This window comes from Gordonia aurantiaca, assembly GCF_039939235.1.
In the GTDB taxonomy this organism is placed as follows: domain Bacteria; phylum Actinomycetota; class Actinomycetes; order Mycobacteriales; family Mycobacteriaceae; genus Gordonia.
Window position 1 is genome coordinate 151,555 of sequence record NZ_JBDUUF010000010.1, and the last position, 17,699, is coordinate 169,253.

Here is a 17,699-nt window from a genome sequence, read left to right on the forward strand (position 1 = left end):
TTGTCCCAATGGTCCGTGTACACCCCGAAGGTTCTGGAGGCATCAGGTGTCGCAAGGTTCGGTGACTGGGTCGCTGCCACCGCTGGTGGAGCCGGCGGCGGAACTGAGCAACGAAGAGGTGGCTCGCTACAGCCGTCACCTGATCATCCCGGATGTCGGGATGGACGGTCAGAAACGACTGAAGAACGCCAAGGTCCTGGTCATCGGTGCCGGTGGCCTGGGCTCACCCACGCTGCTCTACCTCGCCGCGGCGGGTGTGGGCACCATCGGCATCGTCGAGTTCGACATCGTCGACGAGTCCAATCTGCAGCGCCAGGTCATCCACGGGCAGTCCGATGTCGGGCGCCCCAAGGCCGAGAGCGCGCGGGACTCCATCCGCGAGATCAACCCGTACGTCACGGTGAACATCCACGACCAGCGGCTCGAACCCGAGGGTGCGGTCGAGTTGTTCTCGCAGTACGACCTCATCCTGGACGGCACCGACAACTTCGCGACCCGCTACCTCGTCAACGACGCCGCGGTCCTCGCCCACAAGCCCTACGTCTGGGGTTCGATCTACCGCTTCGAGGGTCAGGCGTCGGTGTTCTGGGAAGACGCCCCCGACGGCCGAGGCATCAACTACCGCGACCTCTACCCGCAGGCCCCGCCTCCCGGCATGGTCCCGTCGTGCGCCGAGGGCGGCGTGCTCGGCATCCTGTGCGCGTCGATCGGGTCGATCATGGGCACCGAGGCCATCAAGCTCATCTGCGGCATCGGTGAACCCTTGCTCGGCCGGCTCATGGTCTACGACGCCCTCGACATGACCTACCGGACCATCAGGATCCGCAAGGACCCCGACCGCGAGCGCATCACCGAGCTCATCGACTACGACGACTTCTGCGGCGTGGTGTCCAGCGAGGCCGCAGAGGCCGCGGCCGGGTCGACGATCACCGCCGTCGAGTTGAAGGAGAAGCTCGACGCGGGTGAGCGGCTGGCCCTCATCGACGTCCGCGAGCCCGTCGAGTGGGACATCGTCCACATCGACGGCGCCACGCTCGTGCCGAAGGCCGAGATCCTCTCCGGCGAGGGCCTGGCGAAGATCCCGCACGACCGCCCGACCGTGCTGTACTGCAAGACCGGTGTCCGCTCCGCGGAGGCCCTCGCAGCCCTCAAGCGGGCCGGTTTCGCCGATGCCACGCACCTGCAGGGTGGTGTGACGGCCTGGGCGAATCAGGTGGACAAGACCCTCCCGGTCTACTGACGCCGATTCGCGCGCGACACCGCGTGCCTCGCCGGTGAGCCCGGCGCCGCTCGGTAATCTGGCCTGGTGAATACCGTCGAGCCGCCCGAGCACGTGCTGAACACGTTCGGGCTCACCGCGCATCCGCCCGTCGCCATCGGCGACTCCTGGATCGGTGGGTGGCGCGTCGGTGAGGTCGTGCTGTCGCTGGTCCCCGATCACGCCCGCGCCGCCTGGTCGGCGTCGGTGCGCGAGACGCTGTACGTCGAGGGGCTGCGCATCGCGCGACCGTTCCGCGCCACCGACGGCCGCTACGTCGTGTCCGGGTGGCGGGCGGACACCTACATCGCCGGGACCCCCGAGCCCCGCCACGACGAGGTGGTGCTCGTCGCGGACCGCCTCCACGAGGCCCTCGCCTCGCTGGAGCGTCCGCGCTTCCTGCTGCAGCCGCCCGCCCCGCCGCACACCGACGTCGACGTGTTCACCGCCGCCGATCGCGCCGCCTGGGAGGACGTGCCGCTGCGATCTGCGCGCGCCGCGGGCATGGCCGACCCGACCGCGCCGGACGGTGTGCAGAGCGTCGAGATGCTCAAGACCCTCGCGAAGCTGCGCAAGCCGGTGGACCTGCCGTCCCAGGTGGTCCACGGCGACCTGTTCGGCACCGTCCTGTTCGCCGGGGCGGCGGCGCCCGGCATCACCGACATCGTCCCGTACTGGCGGCCGGCGCCCTGGGCGGCCGCGGTGGCCGTCGTCGACGCCCTGGCGTGGGGCGGCGCCGATGCCGAACTCATCGACCGCTGGTCCGATCAACCGGAGTGGCCGCAGATGATGCTGCGCGCGACGATGTTCAGGCTGGCCGTCCATGCCCTGCATCCGCGGTCCACCGCGGGCGCGCTTCCCGGCTTGCAGCGCGTGGTCGAACTGGTACGTTTGCTCGTATAACCGCAGTTCACAGCGGTATTCAGGGTCTGCAAGAGTTCTCACATCGCCGGCGTGGCGAAGTGAGGACAACGTGACCACGAGGTCACCTGGCAGCAAATCCCCGCAACACGCTCCCCACATGCTTGGTGTCGAGTCGCACGACATCGGTGTCGGCGGCGCATCGGCAGCCACCCGGCCGTCGAGTCGCACTGCCGGCCCGCACTGCACGTGCAGTGACCACCAAGCCACGGAAGACGGGGACGCATGGTTTTCGCAGACCTCAAAGCGCAGCTCACACGTGACCACACCATCACCGACTGGGATCCCGAGGATCGGGTCGCCTGGGACAACGGCAACGCCGAGGTCGCCAAGCGCAATCTCGTCTGGTCGGTGATCTGCGAGCACATCGGATTCTCCATCTGGTCCCTGTTCTCGGTGATGGCCCTGTTCATGGGCCCCCAATACGGCATCAGCCAGGACCAGAAGTTCGTCATCGCGGCGACCGCGACCCTCGTCGGCTCGTGCCTGCGCATTCCCTACACGCAGGCCACCGCGCGGTTCGGCGGTCGCAACTGGGCCATCTTCTCCGCCTTCGTGCTGGTCGTCCCGACGGTGATGACGATGGTGTTGATGATGAACCCCGGCGAGTTCGGCTTCGGCTGGTTCCTCGCGGTCGCCGCGATCACCGGGTTCGGCGGCGGCAACTTCGCCTCGTCGATGACCAACATCAACGCCTTCTACCCGCAGCGGCTGAAGGGGTGGGCGCTCGGCCTCAACGCCGGCGGCGGCAACATCGGCGTTCCCGCGGTCCAGGTCATCGGCCTGCTGGTGATCTGGCTCTTCGCCGACCAGCCCGAGATCGTCTGCGCGATCTACCTGGTGGCGCTGGCCATCGCGGGCGTCGGCGCGGCGCTCTACATGGACAACCTCGACCACCAGACCGCCAGCGGCAAGGCGATGGTCGACTGCCTGAAGTACCGCGACACCTGGCTGATCTGCCTGCTCTACGTCGGCACCTTCGGTTCGTTCATCGGTTTCGGTTTCGCGTTCAGCCAGGTCCTCAACATCAGCTTCACCTCGGCCGGCGCGTCCAAGCCCGCCCTGGCGGCCGCGCAGATCGCCTGGATCGGCCCGCTGCTCGGCTCGCTGGCCCGCCCGTATGGCGGCAAGCTCGCCGACCGCATCGGCGGCGGCAAGGTCACCCTGTACTGCTTCGTCGCGATGGCCGCGGCCGCGTCGATCCTGGTGGTCGCGGGCATGTCGGCGGATTCCAACGGCAAGGTCATCACCGGTGGCGTGCTGGCCGCCTTCATCACCGGCTTCATCCTGCTGTTCCTGCTGTCGGGGATCGCCAACGGCTCGGTCTACAAGATCATCCCGACCATCTGGGAGCACAAGGCCCGGTCGCTGACCGGTCTCACCGCCTTCGGCAAGACAACCTGGTCGCGCAGCATGTCGGGCGCGCTGATCGGCATCGCGGGTGCCGCCGGCGGCCTGGGCGGAGTCGGCATCAATCTGGTCCTGCGGGACAGCTACAAGTCGAATCAGTCGGCCACACAGGCGTTCTGGGTGTTCCTGATCTTCTACGTGGTGGCCGCGGTGGTCACCTGGTGGTTCTACGCACGACGCCCGATCGTCCTGGCCGAGAAGGAGACCACGGACCTGCCGGTCCTCGCGGACGCGGCGGACGGGAGCACCGTCGCGGACGTGGAGAGCGGTTCGGACAACGCGGTCGCGACCGCGCCGGCGATCAAGTAACCAACCGCCGGAAACAGCCTCGGGCACAACCCGTCGCAGCAAGGCATAGGGAGTAGAGAAGTGAGCAACGGAACCAACGCGGGCCACAGCACCGTCGTCGTGGTGGGTCACGGCATGGTCGGACACCGCTTCGTCCAAGAGCTGCGCAGGCGCGACATCGACGGCTCCTGGCGCGTGGAGATCGTCTGCGAGGAGGCCGAACCGGCCTACGACCGGGTGGGACTCTCCTCCTATGTCGGTTCGTGGCAACGGGGTTCGCTGGCGCTGGACGGCAACACCTACGACGGCGACGAGCTCGTCGTGACCCACCTGGGTGAGGTCGTCACCGCCATCGATCGTGCGGCCAAGCGGGTCGTCACCTCGGCCGGACGCGAGATCACCTACGACGCGCTGGTTCTCGCCACCGGGTCGTACGCCTTCGTGCCGCCGGTGCCGGGGCACGACAACGAGAAGTGCTTCGTCTACCGCACGCTCGACGACCTCGACGCGATCCGGGCGGCCGCCGAGGCAGCGGGGCCGGGCGCGTCGGGCGTCGTGGTCGGCGGCGGTCTGCTCGGGCTGGAGGCGGCCAACGCCCTCAAGCTGCTCGGCCTCAAGCCGCACGTCGTCGAATTCGCGCCGCGGCTGATGCCGATGCAGGTCGACGAGGGCGGCGGGTCGATCCTGAAGAATCTCGTCACCGATCTCGGGCTCGAGGTGCACACCGGCGTCGGCACCTCCGAGATCGCCGACGCCGAGAACGGGAACCTGCGGGTCACCCTGTCCGACGAGTCGGTGATCGACGCCTCGCTGGTCGTCTTCTCCGCGGGCGTGCGGCCCCGCGACCAGCTCGCCCGTGACGCCGGTCTGCCGGTCGCCGAGCGAGGCGGTGTGCTGGTGGACGCGAGCTGCGTCACCGAGGACGACAGCATCTACGCCATCGGCGAGGTGGCCGCGGTCGAGGGCCGCTGCTACGGCCTCGTCGCCCCGGGCTACTCGACGGCCGAGGTGGTCGCCGACCGCCTGCTCGGCGGGTCGTCGAGCTTCCCCGGCGCCGACCTGTCCACCAAGCTCAAGCTCCTCGGCGTCGACGTCGCCAGCTTCGGCGACGCGTTCGCGACCACCGAGAACGCCCTGGAGATCACCTACCACGACGCGGTTGCCGGCAGGTACGCCAAGATCGTCGTCAGCGACGACGCCAAGACGCTGCTCGGCGGCATCCTGGTGGGCGACGCCTCGGCCTACGCGATGCTCAAGCCGATGGTCGGCCGGGAGATCCCGGGCGATCCGGCCGCGCTGATCGCACCCGAGGGCGGCGCCGGCGTCGGCATGGACGCGTTGCCCGACGAGGCGGAGATCTGCTCGTGCAACGGTGTCACCAAGGGCAGCATCTGTTCGGCCATCACCGAGGGTGCGTGCGACGTCGCCGCGATCAAGGGCTGCACGTCGGCCGGCACCACCTGCGGAGGCTGTGTCCCGAGCATCAAGCAGTTGCTCGAGGCCTCCGGCGTGGAGCTCAGCAAGTCGCTGTGTGAGCACTTCGGCCAGTCTCGTGCCGAACTCTTCGAGATCGTCGCGGCCACCGGCATCCGCACCTTCTCCGAGCTCATCGAGCGCTACGGCACCGGTCTCGGTTGTGAGATCTGCAAGCCGACGGTCGCGTCGATCCTCGCGTCGACCTCGAGCGACCACATCCTCGACGGTGAGCAGGCCGCTCTGCAGGACACCAACGACCACTTCCTGGCGAACATGCAGAAGAACGGCTCGTATTCGGTGGTACCGCGGATGCCCGGCGGTGAGGTCACGCCCGAGCAGCTCATCGTCATCGGCGAGATCGCCCGCGACTTCGGGTTGTACACCAAGATCACCGGCGGTCAGCGCATCGACCTGTTCGGCGCCCGCGTCGACCAGCTGCCGGAGATCTGGCGCCGCCTCGTCGACGCGGGCATGGAGTCGGGCCACGCGTACGGCAAGAGCCTGCGCACGGTGAAGAGCTGCGTCGGCTCGACCTGGTGCCGCTACGGTGTGCAGGACTCGGTCGGCATGGCCGTGTTCCTGGAGAAGCGCTACCGCGGCCTGCGCTCCCCGCACAAGCTGAAGTTCGGCGTCTCCGGCTGTGCCCGTGAGTGTGCGGAGGCCCGGGGCAAGGACGTCGGCGTCATCGCCACCGAGCACGGCTGGAACCTGTACGTCGGCGGCAACGGCGGTCAGAGCCCCAGGCACGCGCAGCTGCTGGCCAGCGGGGTGGATGACGAAACCCTGGTCGCCTACATTGATCGGTACCTCATGTTCTACATCCGGACCGCCGATCGATTGCAGCGCACGGCCCCGTGGCTGGAGTCCCTCGAAGGCGGGTTGGACCACCTGAAGGCGGTCGTCTGCGAGGACAGCCTCGGCATCGCCGCCGAGCTCGAGGAGGCGATGGAGCGCCATGTCGCCGGCTACCGGGACGAATGGGCGGCGGTGCTCGACGACGAGGAGAAGCTCAAGCGGTTCGTGTCGTTCGTGAACGCCCCCGATGTGGTCGACCCGACGATCCGATTCGCCGAATACGAACGTAAGGTTCCGGTTCTGCTGGACATGCCGCAGGTGCGTCCGGGGGCCTCGACGCCGGGCGACTCCCGGACCGAGGCGAACGGACCGGTGGACGAGCCGGTGAAGGAAGGAGTGCCGACATGACGATCGCACCACACGAGACCGCCCCCGCTCCGGGGCCGGTCGCGGGCGCCTGGGTGCGGGCCTGCCCGCTCGACGACCTCATCGTCGGCCGCGGCGTCGCGGTGTTGGGGCCGGCCGGGGAGCAGGCCGCGCTGTTCCGGATGCCCGCCGCCGAGACCGACCGGGAGGCGGTCGGCCGCAGCCGGCTGTATGCGATCGGCAACATCGATCCGTTCGGCCGGGCCGCGGTCCTCTCGCGCGGTCTCGCCGGCGACCACAGCGGGGAGCCGACCGTGGCCTCGCCACTGGGCAAGCAGCTGTTCTCCCTGCGCACCGGTGTCTGCCTCGACGACGAGACGGCGTCGGTGCCGAGCTACGGGGTGCGTGTCGTCGACCGGATCGTCGAGGTGTTCTTTCCCGCGTGAACACCAACATCGATCACGCCGGCGAGCCGACCGACGCCGGTTCCGAAACCACCGACACCCCCGGCGCCCTGCCGCTCACCGGGTTCACCATCGGCGTGACCGCGGCCCGGCGGGCGGAGGAGTTCGCCGCGCTGCTCGAACGACGCGGCGCGGCGGTCATGCACGCCCCGACCATCCGCATCCTGCCGCTGGTCGACGACACCGAGCTCGAGCGGGTCACCGAGGAGATCATCGCCTCGCCGCCGCAGATCATGGTCGCGACCACCGGCATAGGTTTCCGCGGCTGGATCGAGGCCGCCGACGGCTGGGGCAACGCCGAGGCCGTCCTGGGTGCGCTGTCGCAGAGCCGGCTCATCGCCCGCGGCCCCAAGGCCAAGGGCGCGATCCGGGCGGCGGGCCTGCGCGAGGAGTGGTCCCCGGAGAGCGAGTCCTCCTCGGAGGTACTCGACCACCTGCTGGCCGAGGGCGTCGAAGGGGTGCGGATCGCGGTGCAGCTGCACGGAGCCACGAGCGAGTGGGAACCGCTGCCCGACTTCTGCACGGTCCTGCGCGCCGCCGGCGCCGAGGTCGTCCCGATCCCGGTGTACCGGTGGAACATGCATCCCGACGTCGCCCGCATCGACAAGATGATCGCGTCGGTGCTGCGCGGCGACCTGGACGCGATCACATTCACCAGCGCGCCGGCCGCGGCGTCGATCCTGACCCGCGCCAAGGAACTCGGCAAGCTGCAGCAGTTCGTGCACGCGCTGCGCACCACGGTGCCGGTGATGTGCGTCGGTTCGGTGACGGCGAGTCCGCTGGAGGCGCTGCAGATCCCGACGCTGTACCCGCGCCGCTTCCGCCTCGGCGCACTGGCGCGGCTGATCACCGACGAACTGCCGCGCCGGTCGCACGTACTGCGGGTGGCCGGCCACGACACCGCGATCCGCGGCCAGGCCGTCGTCGTCGACTCCGAGCTCAAGGAGCTCTCGGCGACCGGCCTGATGCTGCTCAAGCTCTTGGCCCGCAATCCCGGCCGCGTGGTATCGCGGCAGGAGATGCTGGCCGTTCTGCCCGGCGACAGCTCCGACACCCATGCGGTGGAGGTCGCGGTCGCCAGACTTCGTGCCGCGTTGGGGGATTCGAAGATGGTGCAAACCGTCGTCAAGCGCGGCTATCGTCTCGCCGTCGACCTCGAGTACGACGGCGAAGACGAGTGACGCGACCAGGGGAGGTCGACACAAGATGCGAGACAACACTTTCGTGAGCGGCGACGACGTCCGGTTGCCGTACGGCGACCGCCTGCGCGACGTCAGCCCGGTCATCGTCGCTCACGGGACCCGTAATCCACACGGCGTCAACGTCATCGCCGAGATCGCCGAGGCCGTCGGCAAGCGGATCGGCGTCACTCGCACAGCCTTCGTCGATGTGTTGGGGCCGACGCCGAGCGAGGTGATCGCCGACCTCGACAAGCCCGCCGTCCTGGTGCCCGCCTTCCTGGCGTCGGGTTACCACGTCCGCAAGGACATCCCCGAGCACGTCGCGCTCGCCGGGCGATCCGACACCGTGGTCACCCGCGCGCTCGGTCCGGATCCCGCGATCGCCGCGGTTGCGCGCCTTCGCCTGGCCGAGGCCGGCTGGGAGCCCGGCGACGCCGTCGTTCTCGCAGCCGCCGGGTCGTCCGACGAGAGTGCCTGTGCTCAGGTGTATCTGGCTGCGCGACAACTGGAATCACTGATCGGTGGCCGGGTGGAGGTCGGGTTCATCACCACCGCGCGGCCGTCGGTGCCCGAGGCGATCGAACGCGCACGGCGCACCGGCCGTCGGGTGGTCGTCGCGAGCCACCTGCTCGCACCGGGGCTGTTCCACGAGCGCCTGGGGACCTACGGTGCCGACGCGGTGGCTGCTCCGCTCGGACCCGACCGGCGCATCATCGACCTGATCGTCACCCGGATGCGCGCGGCGATCAGTCCGTACCGGCGCAGGTCGGTCGCGCGGACCGCCTGAGGGCTGGGGACTGGTCTCGATACGCCCTCTTCAGGCTCCGGATCACTCGATCGGCAGGAGGCGCGGGACCGAGTCGCTGCCCGAGGTACGAGGAGTTCGGGCGACGAGCCTCGAAGGCCGGGGGATACGACGTCGAGACCCCGGTGAGCCGGCGGGCCACCACGCCTGTCCGGCGAGTGGGGAGGCGTCGAGGTGGCGTCGACATGAACGCCTCACGAGCGGTCGGCGCCGACGACGGCGCAGCGACCTTCTGGATCTTCAACCAATTTTCAGTTGCTCACGCCGAGCACGGATTTCGCTCGGCGACCCGGGGTCGCCGAACCACCAGCGGGATGCAACGTCGCCGCCTTGACTGTCGCCGTCACCGCCGTGTCGCCAGGCTCGCTGGGTGACGGATTCGCCGCCGGTACCATCGATGCGCCGCCGGGCCATCAGCGCGGCTTCGTCACCGACGACGGACGGAAGGCGACCATCGCGGCCACCAATGAGAATGGCGGCGAGTCGTTGTCGCGCACCCGGATGACGTCGACCCGGACGACGTCGTGGAGCACTGGGCGCAGGCCAGGGCTGAGTGGTATCCACCAAAGCCATCGCTCGGCACGGGAGTTGTCCAAGACACCGTGCGCCGGCGGCCAGGGAAGACCGGGCGACGACGAATTCGTGCCGACGACGTGGAGCAGTGGCGGCAGAAACGCTCATGGGATCTCCCACCGGCACTGCCGCAACCGGATCCGTCCATCGGTGATCGGAACCCCCTCGGCAGCAAGGAGTTCCAACTGTCTCGTGGCGAGATGAGGTGCGGGACGCCCACTCGCGGTCACCACGCGATGCCACGGGAGGTCCGCGGTGTCGGTCCGCATGATCCAGCCGACGATCCGTGGACTCGACAGCCCGGCGGCCGCGGCCAGGTCGCCGTACGTGCTGACCCGGCCGACGGGGATGGCGGCGACCAGCGTCCGGACCGCCTCGACCTGTTCCTCGGTGATCGCCGCCATCGTGGGAGACCCCGCTAGAGCAGCGAGCGGATCAGCGACGCCGACAGTTCCGGTTCCAGGAACGGCACCATGTGCTCGCAGTCGGCGTGGTGGACGGTGACGGTGTCGGCGCGGTCGCTTGCGCAGGCCTCCAGGAACGCGGGCCGCACGAACGGCGGCTGCACCCGGTCGGCGACCACGATGTGCGTGCGGATGCCCGGAGGCGGCAGCACGGCGGGGCGGGCCATCTCGCTCCACGACGCCGCGGCCGCCGGGGCGCTCACGCGCCAGCCGACCCGGCCGTGCGGCCGGGGGATGAGATGTTCGGCGATCTCGGCCTCGAGGATCTCGTCGGGTACGGCTGCCCAACCCTCGGACCGCTTCGCGGTGCGGGCCGCCTCGACGTCGGGGTAGTCCCAGTTGTCGAGGCTGTCGCCGGCGACCTGGAGCGCGAACTCCGGGTCGAGACCCTGCGCGGGATCGAGGAGCACCAGGCCCTTGACGTCATCGGGCCGGCGGTTGGCCAGGTGCAGGGCGAGCGCCCCGCCGTAGGAGTGGCCCACGACGACGACCGGCCGGCCGGCGGGGACGTGATCGTCGATGACCTGCGACAGCGCGCGCACGTGGTGCTCGATGCTCCACGGCGGTCGCCAGGGTGACCGGCCGTGACCGAGCAGATCCGGTGCGACGATGCGCACACCGTCGAGATGTCTCGCGAGCGGCGCCCAGCGTTTCCCGTGGCCGGTGAGGCCGTGGATCGCGAGGACCGTCGGCGTCTGCCCCGCGGAGGGTGAATTCCCGTTGAAGACATGGGTGTTGAGAGCTGCCACGCGTCCATCGTGCCGGATCACCCGGACAGCCGCCCACCGCACCCACGCGCATCACACCGGCCCGCGAGGTGGACCCGGGACTCGCCCGGTCCGGGTCGTCGGTGGCACATGCTTCGATGGAGTCCATGAGTCGCATCCGGGGCACCCAGACCCCTCGCAGCGCCCTGCGGGCGCGGCTGGTCGCGGCACCCGAGGCCGCCGACGCGCCGCGGCAGTGGCCCGCGCACATCCGGCGCGTCATCGACCCCGCCGGCCCCACGACTCCCGGCGGAGAACAGCAGGCCTGGCGCCCGATCCGCGTCCACGGCGGACCGGGCAGCGGCAAGACCGCACTCATCGTCGACGCCGCGGTCGCGCGCCTGCTCGACCCGGCCACCGACCCCGAATCGGTCCTCGTCCTCGCCTCGAGCCGGCGCGCCGCGATCGCGCTGCGCGAGGAGATCACCCGCCGGGTGCTGTCGGCCAAGGCCGGCGGCAGGCGCGTCCTGGGCGGGGCCTTGCGCGAACCCCTCGTGCGCACGGTGCACTCCTATGCCTTCGCGATCCTGCGCCTGCAGGCCAGTGCCCACGGCAACCCGCCGCCGCGGCTGATCACCGGCTCCGAGCAGGACGTCGTGCTGCGCGAGCTCCTCGCCGGCGACATCGAGGACGGCGCCGAGTATTGGCCCTCCCACCTGCGGCCCGCGCTCGGCACCGACGGCTTCGCCCAGGTGTTGCGCGACCTGATGATGCGCGCGGCCGAACGCGGCGTCGGCCCGGAGGAGCTCGCCGCGCTCGGCAAGAAGCACAAGAGGCCCGAGTGGGTGGCGGCGGCGCGTGCGTACGCGCAGTACGAGCAGAACATGCTGCTGCGCGGCGCGGTCGGACTCGAGACCCCGGGTGCCTCGGCGCCCGCGGTCGACGCCGCCGAGCTGATCGGGTCTGCGCTGTCGGCGTTCGCCACCGACCCGGAGCTGCTCAGCGGTGAGCGCCGCCGCATCCGGCATCTCCTCGTCGACGACGCCCAGCACCTCGACCCGCAGGCGGCGCATCTGATCCGGCTGGTCGGCACCGGCACGATCTCGACGATCATCGCCGCCGACACCGACCAGTCCGTGTTCGGGTTCCGCGGCGCGAGCCCGCGCTTCGCCGACGGTCTGGCCGACCCGGGCTCTGACCGCGACATCGTCCTCGAGCACGACTTCCGCGCGCATCCCGACATCGCGCGGCTCGGCCGGGCCATCGCGGCCCGCCTGCCGGGCGCCCGGCCGCACCCGTATCCGCAACCGGTGTCGTCCGTCGACGCAGACCGCGACGCGGACATCCCGGGGGACGTCGCCGCCGTGCGGATCTACGGGTCGGCCGCCAAGGAGGCCACCGCGATCGCCGACATGTTACGCCGCGCCCACCTCTTCGACGGAGTGCCGTGGTCGCAGATGGCGGTCATCGTGCGGTCGGTGTCGCTGGCGCTGCCACCGCTGCGCCGCGCGTTCCGGTCCGCGGGCGTACCGGTCACCACCCCGGCCGGCGACCTGCCGCTGCACCGGCAGCGCGCGGTGATCGCGCTGATGCTGGTGCTGCGCGTGGTCGCCGCCCGCCGCCACGACCCGACCACGCACACCGACGACTCGCAACTGTTCACCACCGAGGACACCCTGACCCTGCTCTCCGGGCCGATCGGCGGCGCCGACCCCGGCGCGATGCGTCGCCTCCGCCGCGGCGTGCGCCGGATCGACGAGGCGAAGGACCCGTCGGGTCAGCAGGATTCGTTGACCTCGCTGACCCGCGCCATCATCGACCCGGAACTCGGCGCGCGCTACCGTCGGACCCTCACCGAGACCGAGGCCGCACCGCTCGCACGGGTGCTCGACGTGGTGCACGCGGCGCAGAAGGCGCACGATGCCGGCCGCGGCATCGAGGAGACCCTCTGGGCCGCGTGGCAGGCCACCGGCCTCGAACGGCGGTGGGCCGCTTCGGCGGTGCGCGGCGGACCGGCAGGCGAACAGGCCGACCGGGACCTCGACGCGGTGATGGCGATGTTCGAGGCCGCGGCCGACTTCGCCGACACTCTTCCGGCCGCCGGACCCGCCGGTTTCGTCCACTACCTGTCGCAGCTGCAGATCCCGCGCGACAGCCGGACCCCCACCGCCGCCGCCGAATCCGTGACCGTGCTGTCGGCGCACGCCGCCGTGGGCCGGGAATGGGAGGTCGTCGCGGTCGCCGGCGTCCAGGACGGACTGTGGCCGTCGCTGCGCAGCCGGGGCGGTGTGCTCGGCACCGCGGCGCTCATCGACCTGCTCGACGGCATGGACGCCGAGGCGGTCGACACGGTGGCCCGTGGCGCCACCGCGCTGGCCGACGAGCGGCGCCTGTTCCTCGTCGCGTGCACCCGCGCGCGACGTCGACTGCTTGTCACCGCGGTCGAGGACGGCAGCGGCGACGCCTCCCCGTCGCGCTTCATCACCGAACTCGCCGACCTCGTCGCGAACGGCGCCGACCCCGACGACACCGAACAGCGCGCCGAACCTGCCCTCGACCCCGGCGTCGACCGCGTCCTGTCGCTGCCCTCTCTCGTCGCCACGCTGCGATCGGTGGTGGTCGCCGGCGCCCACGACCCCGACGAGCGGACCCGCGCCGCGGCCCGGCTCCTCGCCGAGCTGGCCGACTCCGACATCCCCGGCGCGCACCCGCGGGACTGGTTCGGTCTCGCCGAACCCAGCACCGACGCCCCGCTGTGGACGCCCGACCAGGGGCCGGTCGTGCTGTCGCCGTCGAATGTCGAAGCGCTGAACCGGTGTTCGCTGCGGTGGGTGCTGGAACGCAACGGCGGCCGCGACGGCGACGGTGCCCCGGCCCTCACCGGCAGCCTGGTGCACACGCTCGTGCAGGCCGTCGCCGGACAGATGGATCCGGACGAGGTCACCGCGGCGTTGCGCGCGATCTGGGACCGCGTCGACACCGGCGCGGGCTGGTACTCCGCACGGGAGCTCGAGCGCGCCGAGAACATGCTCACCCACTTCCGCGAATGGCTGCGCATCTCGAGGTCCGAGCTCGACGAGGTGGGCGTCGAGTTGCCCATCGACGCAACGATTCCCGCCGGCCCGGTGGAAGGGGAGGACGCCGATGCCCCGCCGGTGCGGCTGCGTGGACGGGTCGACCGGCTCGAGGTGGATGCGCAGGGGCGCCCGGTGGTCGTCGACGTCAAGACCTCCAAGAACCCGGTCACCAAGGCCGAGGCCGACGAGCACGCCCAGATGGCCGCCTATCAGGTCGCCCTCGCGCACGGCGGCGTGCCGCAGTTCGGCGAGACCAGCCCGGGCGGTGCGCGCCTGGTGTACGTGTCCAAGGCGCACCGGGATTCGGGTGCCACGGAACGGGTCCAGTCGCCGCTCACCCCGGAGCTGCTCGACCAGTGGATCGGAGAGGTGCGCCGCGCGGCCCGCGCCAGCATCGGCCCGACCTTCCACGCGACCCCCAACCCCGGCTGCCAGCACTGTTCCCTGACGACCAGTTGCCCGGCCAAGATCCCCGGAAAGGCGGTGACCGATGACTAGCGACGCGCAGGAGACCACGACCGGCCGGCCGCTGATCGGCGCGAAGACGCTCGCCGCCGCGCTCGGCCTGCCCGAACCGACCCCCGAACAGGTCGCGGTCATCGAGGCGCCCGTCGAGCCGATGCTCGTCGTCGCCGGCGCCGGGGCCGGCAAGACCGAGACGATGGCGTCGCGGGTGGTGTGGCTCGTCGCCAACCAGATCGTCGCGCCCGACGAGATCCTCGGCCTGACCTTCACCCGCAAGGCGGCCAGCGAACTCGGCGCCCGCATCCGGCGCCGCCTGTCGATGCTGTCGGGCTCACCGGCGCTGCGGAACTGGGACCCCGACGGGTCGCTCGCCGCCCGGCTGCGCGGCGCCGATCCCGAGGTCAGCACCTACCACGCCTACGCAGGCCGACTCATCGCCGACTACGGGCTGCTGCTGCCGGTCGAGCCGTCATCGACGCTGCTCACCGAAACCGAGTTGTGGCAGTTGGCGTTCGGGCTCGTCTCGTCGTGGCCGGGGGAGCTGAACACCGCCAAGGTCCCGGCCAGCGTCACCGAATCGGTGCTCAAGCTGTACGGCGAGATGTCCGAACACCTCGTCGACATCGACGACCTGGAGAAGGCGGGATCGCGGCTGTACGAGCTGATCGACACCCTGCCGAAGGGGCCGCGGCAGCGCGACAAGCCGTCGCAGGCGCTGCTCAGGATCCAGGAAGTCATCGACGAGCGGCGTGAGCTGATCCCGATCGTGCGGGCGCTCGCCGAGACCATGCGCGCCCAGTCGGCGCTCGACTTCGGCAGCCAGATGTCGCTGGCGGCACGGCTCGTGGTCGCCAACCCCGAGGTGGTCGCCGCCGAACGCGCCGCCTTCCGCGCGGTGCTCCTCGATGAGTACCAGGACACCGGCCACTCCCAGCGCATCCTGTTGTCGACGCTGTTCGGCGGTCGCGACCCGTCACGGAAAGCGGTGGCGGTCACCGCCGTCGGCGACCCGATCCAGTCGATCTACGGCTGGCGCGGAGCCTCGGCGGCCAACCTGCCGCGGTTCGCGCGCGACTTCCCGCGCCCGGACGGCACACCCGCGCACCGACGCGAACTGCTCACCAGCTGGCGCAACGCGGCACAGGCCCTGCGCCTGGCCAACCAGGTCTCCGAGGAACTACGACGCCGAGGCATCCCGGTCAGCATCCTCCGGCCCCGCCCCGACGCCCCGCACGGCTCGGCCACCATCGCCCTCACCGAGACCGTCATCGACGAGCGCAACTGGGTCGCCGACGCCATCGAGGAGAAGTGGAAGGCCGCCGAGGCCGCCGGCGAGGCGCCGCCCACGACCGCGATCCTGGTACGGCGCAACGAGGATTCGGCGCCGTTGGCCGCCGAGCTGGAACGCCGCGGCATCCCCGCCGAGGTCGTCGGCATCGGCGGCCTGCTGCACGTGCCCGAGGTCGAGGACATCGTCGCGACGCTACGGGTGATGGCCGACCCGATGGCGGGTACCGCGATGATGCGCCTGCTGACCGGCGCCCGCTGGCGGATCGGCGCGAAAGACCTTGCCGCGCTGTGGCGTCGCGCGACGACACTCGCCGCGGAGAGCTATGCCGAATCGGCAGGCGTGGTGACCAGCCGGGAACAGCTCGACGCCGCACTCGATTCCGTGCTGCCCACCGAGATCGTGGACCGCGCGGGCCTCGCCGACGCCGTCGTCGATCCCGGGGATCCGGGCGACTACAGCCCGGAGGGTTACGCGCGCATCCGTGCCTTCGGCGCGCAGCTGGAATCGCTGCGCCGACGCATCGGGCAGCCGCTTCCCGAGCTCGTCGCCGACGTGGAGAACACGATCGGCGTGGGTGTCGAGGCGCAGATCCGGGCCCGCCGCATGCGCGGCGCGATCACCGGTCGCGAGCATCTCGACGCCTTCGCCGACTATGTCAGCCATTACGCCGAACGGCCGGGCGCGAACCTGCCCGGGTTGCTCGCCTTCCTGGACGCCGCCGAGACCATCGAGAAGGGGCTCGAACCGGGCCGGATCGAGGTCGCCGACCAGCGGGTGCAGATCCTCACCGTCCACGCGGCCAAGGGCCTGGAGTGGGACGTCGTCGCCATCCCCCACCTGGCGAAGGGGATCTTCCCCAGCGCCAAGTCGGATTCCACCTGGCTGGGCAGTGCCCGCGAGCTGCCGGCCGAGCTCCGCGGCGACCTCGCGACCCCCGCCGAGTCGGCCGACGGCGCGGCCGAGGGCTTCCCGGTGCTCTCGCTGGACGCACTCGCCGACCGCAAGCAGCTCGAGGAGGCGATCGCCGAGCACAAGGAGGCCATCGCCCGCCGCCGCCTCGAGGAGGACCGGCGTCTGCTCTACGTCGCATTGACCCGCGCCCGGCACGACCTGCTGATCTCGGCGCACCACTGGTCGGAGACCGGTGACAAACCCCGCGGCGGTTCGGAGTTCTTCGACGAACTGATGACCGCCATCGACGAGGCGATCACCGATCCCTCGGTCGACTCGACCGGCCTGTCCATCGCGGTGCGGACCCCGCCGCCGCCCGACGACGCGACCAACCCGCTCGCCGAACGCGTCGTCGCCGAACCCTGGCCCCGGGATCCGCTCGCCGGACGCCGGGACTCGGTCCAGGCGGCCGCCGATCTCGTCCTCGAGGCCATCGCGAAGCGGGATGCCCCCGCGCTGTTCGACGCCCCGGCCGGCGAGCCCGAGCAGGCCGAGCTCGCGTCGCCCGACCGGGACGACGAGATCGCCGCGTGGGAGGCCGAGGTCGCGGCGCTGCTCGACGAGCACCACCAGGCCAATCAGGCACTCGTCGAGGTCACGCTGCCGACCCACCTGTCGGTCAGCCAGCTCGTGGAGCTCGATGCCGACGAGGCCGAGTTCGCCCGCAGGCTGCGACGGCCCACACCGTTCCGGCCGAACCCGATGGCGCGGCGCGGCACCGCATTCCACGCCTGGGTGGAACGGTGGTTCGGCGCGACGCGGCTGCTCGACATCGACGAACTGCCCGGCGCCGCCGACGCGACGGCCAGCCCCGACGCCGACCTCGACGCCCTGCGAGAGGCATTCCTCGCCTCGCCATGGGCCAACCGCAGCCCCACCGAGGTCGAGGTGCCGTTCGAGACGGTCATCGGCGGCATCGTCGTGCGCGGCCGCATCGACGCGGTGTTCGCGGAGAAGGACGGATCGTGGACGGTCGTGGACTGGAAGACCGGCGTGGTTCCCGAACCCGCCAAGCGGGAATCGCTGTTCATCCAGCTGGCCGCGTACCGCATCGCTTGGGCGCAGCTGGCCGGCGTCCCGGTGGAGAAGGTGCGCGCGGCGTTCCACTACGTCCGCGACGGGCACACCCTGCAGGCCGACGACCTCCCCGACGAGGCGACGCTTGCCGCCAAGCTGGCCAAATGAGCTGCCGCCCCGCCGGGTGGGT

At 70.9% G+C, this 17,699-nt stretch carries 11 protein-coding genes; 9 read left to right on the forward strand and 2 right to left on the reverse strand.

Annotation, left to right across the window (positions count from 1 at the left end):
• Positions 1-61 precede the first annotated feature (61 nt).
• The 7 genes from moeZ (at position 62) to ABFT43_RS18675 (ending at position 8,946) form a co-directional block, all read left to right on the forward strand.
• Complete coding sequence (gene moeZ / locus ABFT43_RS18645) at positions 62-1,240, forward strand: adenylyltransferase/sulfurtransferase MoeZ (RefSeq protein ID WP_347961784.1); 1,179 nt, start codon at positions 62-64, stop codon at positions 1,238-1,240.
• A gap of 66 nt (positions 1,241-1,306) precedes the next feature.
• Positions 1,307-2,161 carry a TIGR02569 family protein gene (locus tag ABFT43_RS18650; RefSeq protein ID WP_347961785.1) on the forward strand — a complete coding sequence of 285 codons (855 nt, stop codon included), beginning with the start codon at positions 1,307-1,309 and terminating at the stop codon, positions 2,159-2,161.
• Positions 2,162-2,404: 243 nt separating this feature from the next.
• The gene (locus tag ABFT43_RS18655) at positions 2,405-3,898 is read left to right on the forward strand and encodes a nitrate/nitrite transporter (protein WP_347961786.1); all 1,494 of its coding nucleotides are present in this window, start codon (positions 2,405-2,407) and stop codon (positions 3,896-3,898) included.
• Between the two features lie 60 nt (positions 3,899-3,958).
• The gene (nirB, locus tag ABFT43_RS18660; RefSeq protein WP_347961787.1) at positions 3,959-6,556 is read left to right on the forward strand and encodes a nitrite reductase large subunit NirB; all 2,598 of its coding nucleotides are present in this window, start codon (positions 3,959-3,961) and stop codon (positions 6,554-6,556) included.
• Positions 6,553-6,960, forward strand: coding sequence for a nitrite reductase (NAD(P)H) small subunit family protein (locus tag ABFT43_RS18665; protein ID WP_347961788.1), 408 nt, complete (start codon positions 6,553-6,555; stop codon positions 6,958-6,960). Before nirB ends, ABFT43_RS18665 begins: the two co-directional genes overlap by 4 nt.
• 8 nt (positions 6,961-6,968) lie before the next feature.
• Positions 6,969-8,159 (forward strand): uroporphyrinogen-III synthase, encoded by a 1,191-nt coding sequence (locus ABFT43_RS18670; RefSeq protein WP_347961817.1) that lies wholly within the window; start codon positions 6,969-6,971, stop codon positions 8,157-8,159.
• A gap of 25 nt (positions 8,160-8,184) precedes the next feature.
• Positions 8,185-8,946: a sirohydrochlorin chelatase gene (locus ABFT43_RS18675; RefSeq protein WP_347961789.1), complete on the forward strand. Its 762-nt coding sequence runs from the start codon at positions 8,185-8,187 to the stop codon at positions 8,944-8,946.
• A 695-nt stretch (positions 8,947-9,641) separates the two neighbouring features.
• Here the strand turns inward: ABFT43_RS18675 and ABFT43_RS18680 are convergent.
• Positions 9,642-9,941 carry an MGMT family protein gene (locus ABFT43_RS18680; protein ID WP_347961790.1) on the reverse strand — a complete coding sequence of 100 codons (300 nt, stop codon included), beginning with the start codon at positions 9,939-9,941 and terminating at the stop codon, positions 9,642-9,644.
• 14 nt (positions 9,942-9,955) lie between these two features.
• A complete protein-coding gene (locus ABFT43_RS18685; RefSeq protein ID WP_347961791.1) occupies positions 9,956-10,750 on the reverse strand; it encodes an alpha/beta hydrolase in 795 nt (264 codons plus the stop codon).
• A 125-nt stretch (positions 10,751-10,875) separates the two neighbouring features.
• Here ABFT43_RS18685 and ABFT43_RS18690 point away from each other — a divergent pair, with 125 nt between their 5' ends.
• Both ABFT43_RS18690 and ABFT43_RS18695 read left to right on the forward strand, forming a co-directional pair.
• Positions 10,876-14,283, forward strand: a complete 3,408-nt coding sequence (locus tag ABFT43_RS18690) for an ATP-dependent helicase (RefSeq protein WP_347961792.1) — start codon at positions 10,876-10,878, stop codon at positions 14,281-14,283.
• Positions 14,276-17,677, forward strand: a complete 3,402-nt coding sequence (locus ABFT43_RS18695) for an ATP-dependent helicase (RefSeq protein WP_347961793.1) — start codon at positions 14,276-14,278, stop codon at positions 17,675-17,677. Before ABFT43_RS18690 ends, ABFT43_RS18695 begins: the two co-directional genes overlap by 8 nt.
• Positions 17,678-17,699: the final 22 nt, after the last annotated feature.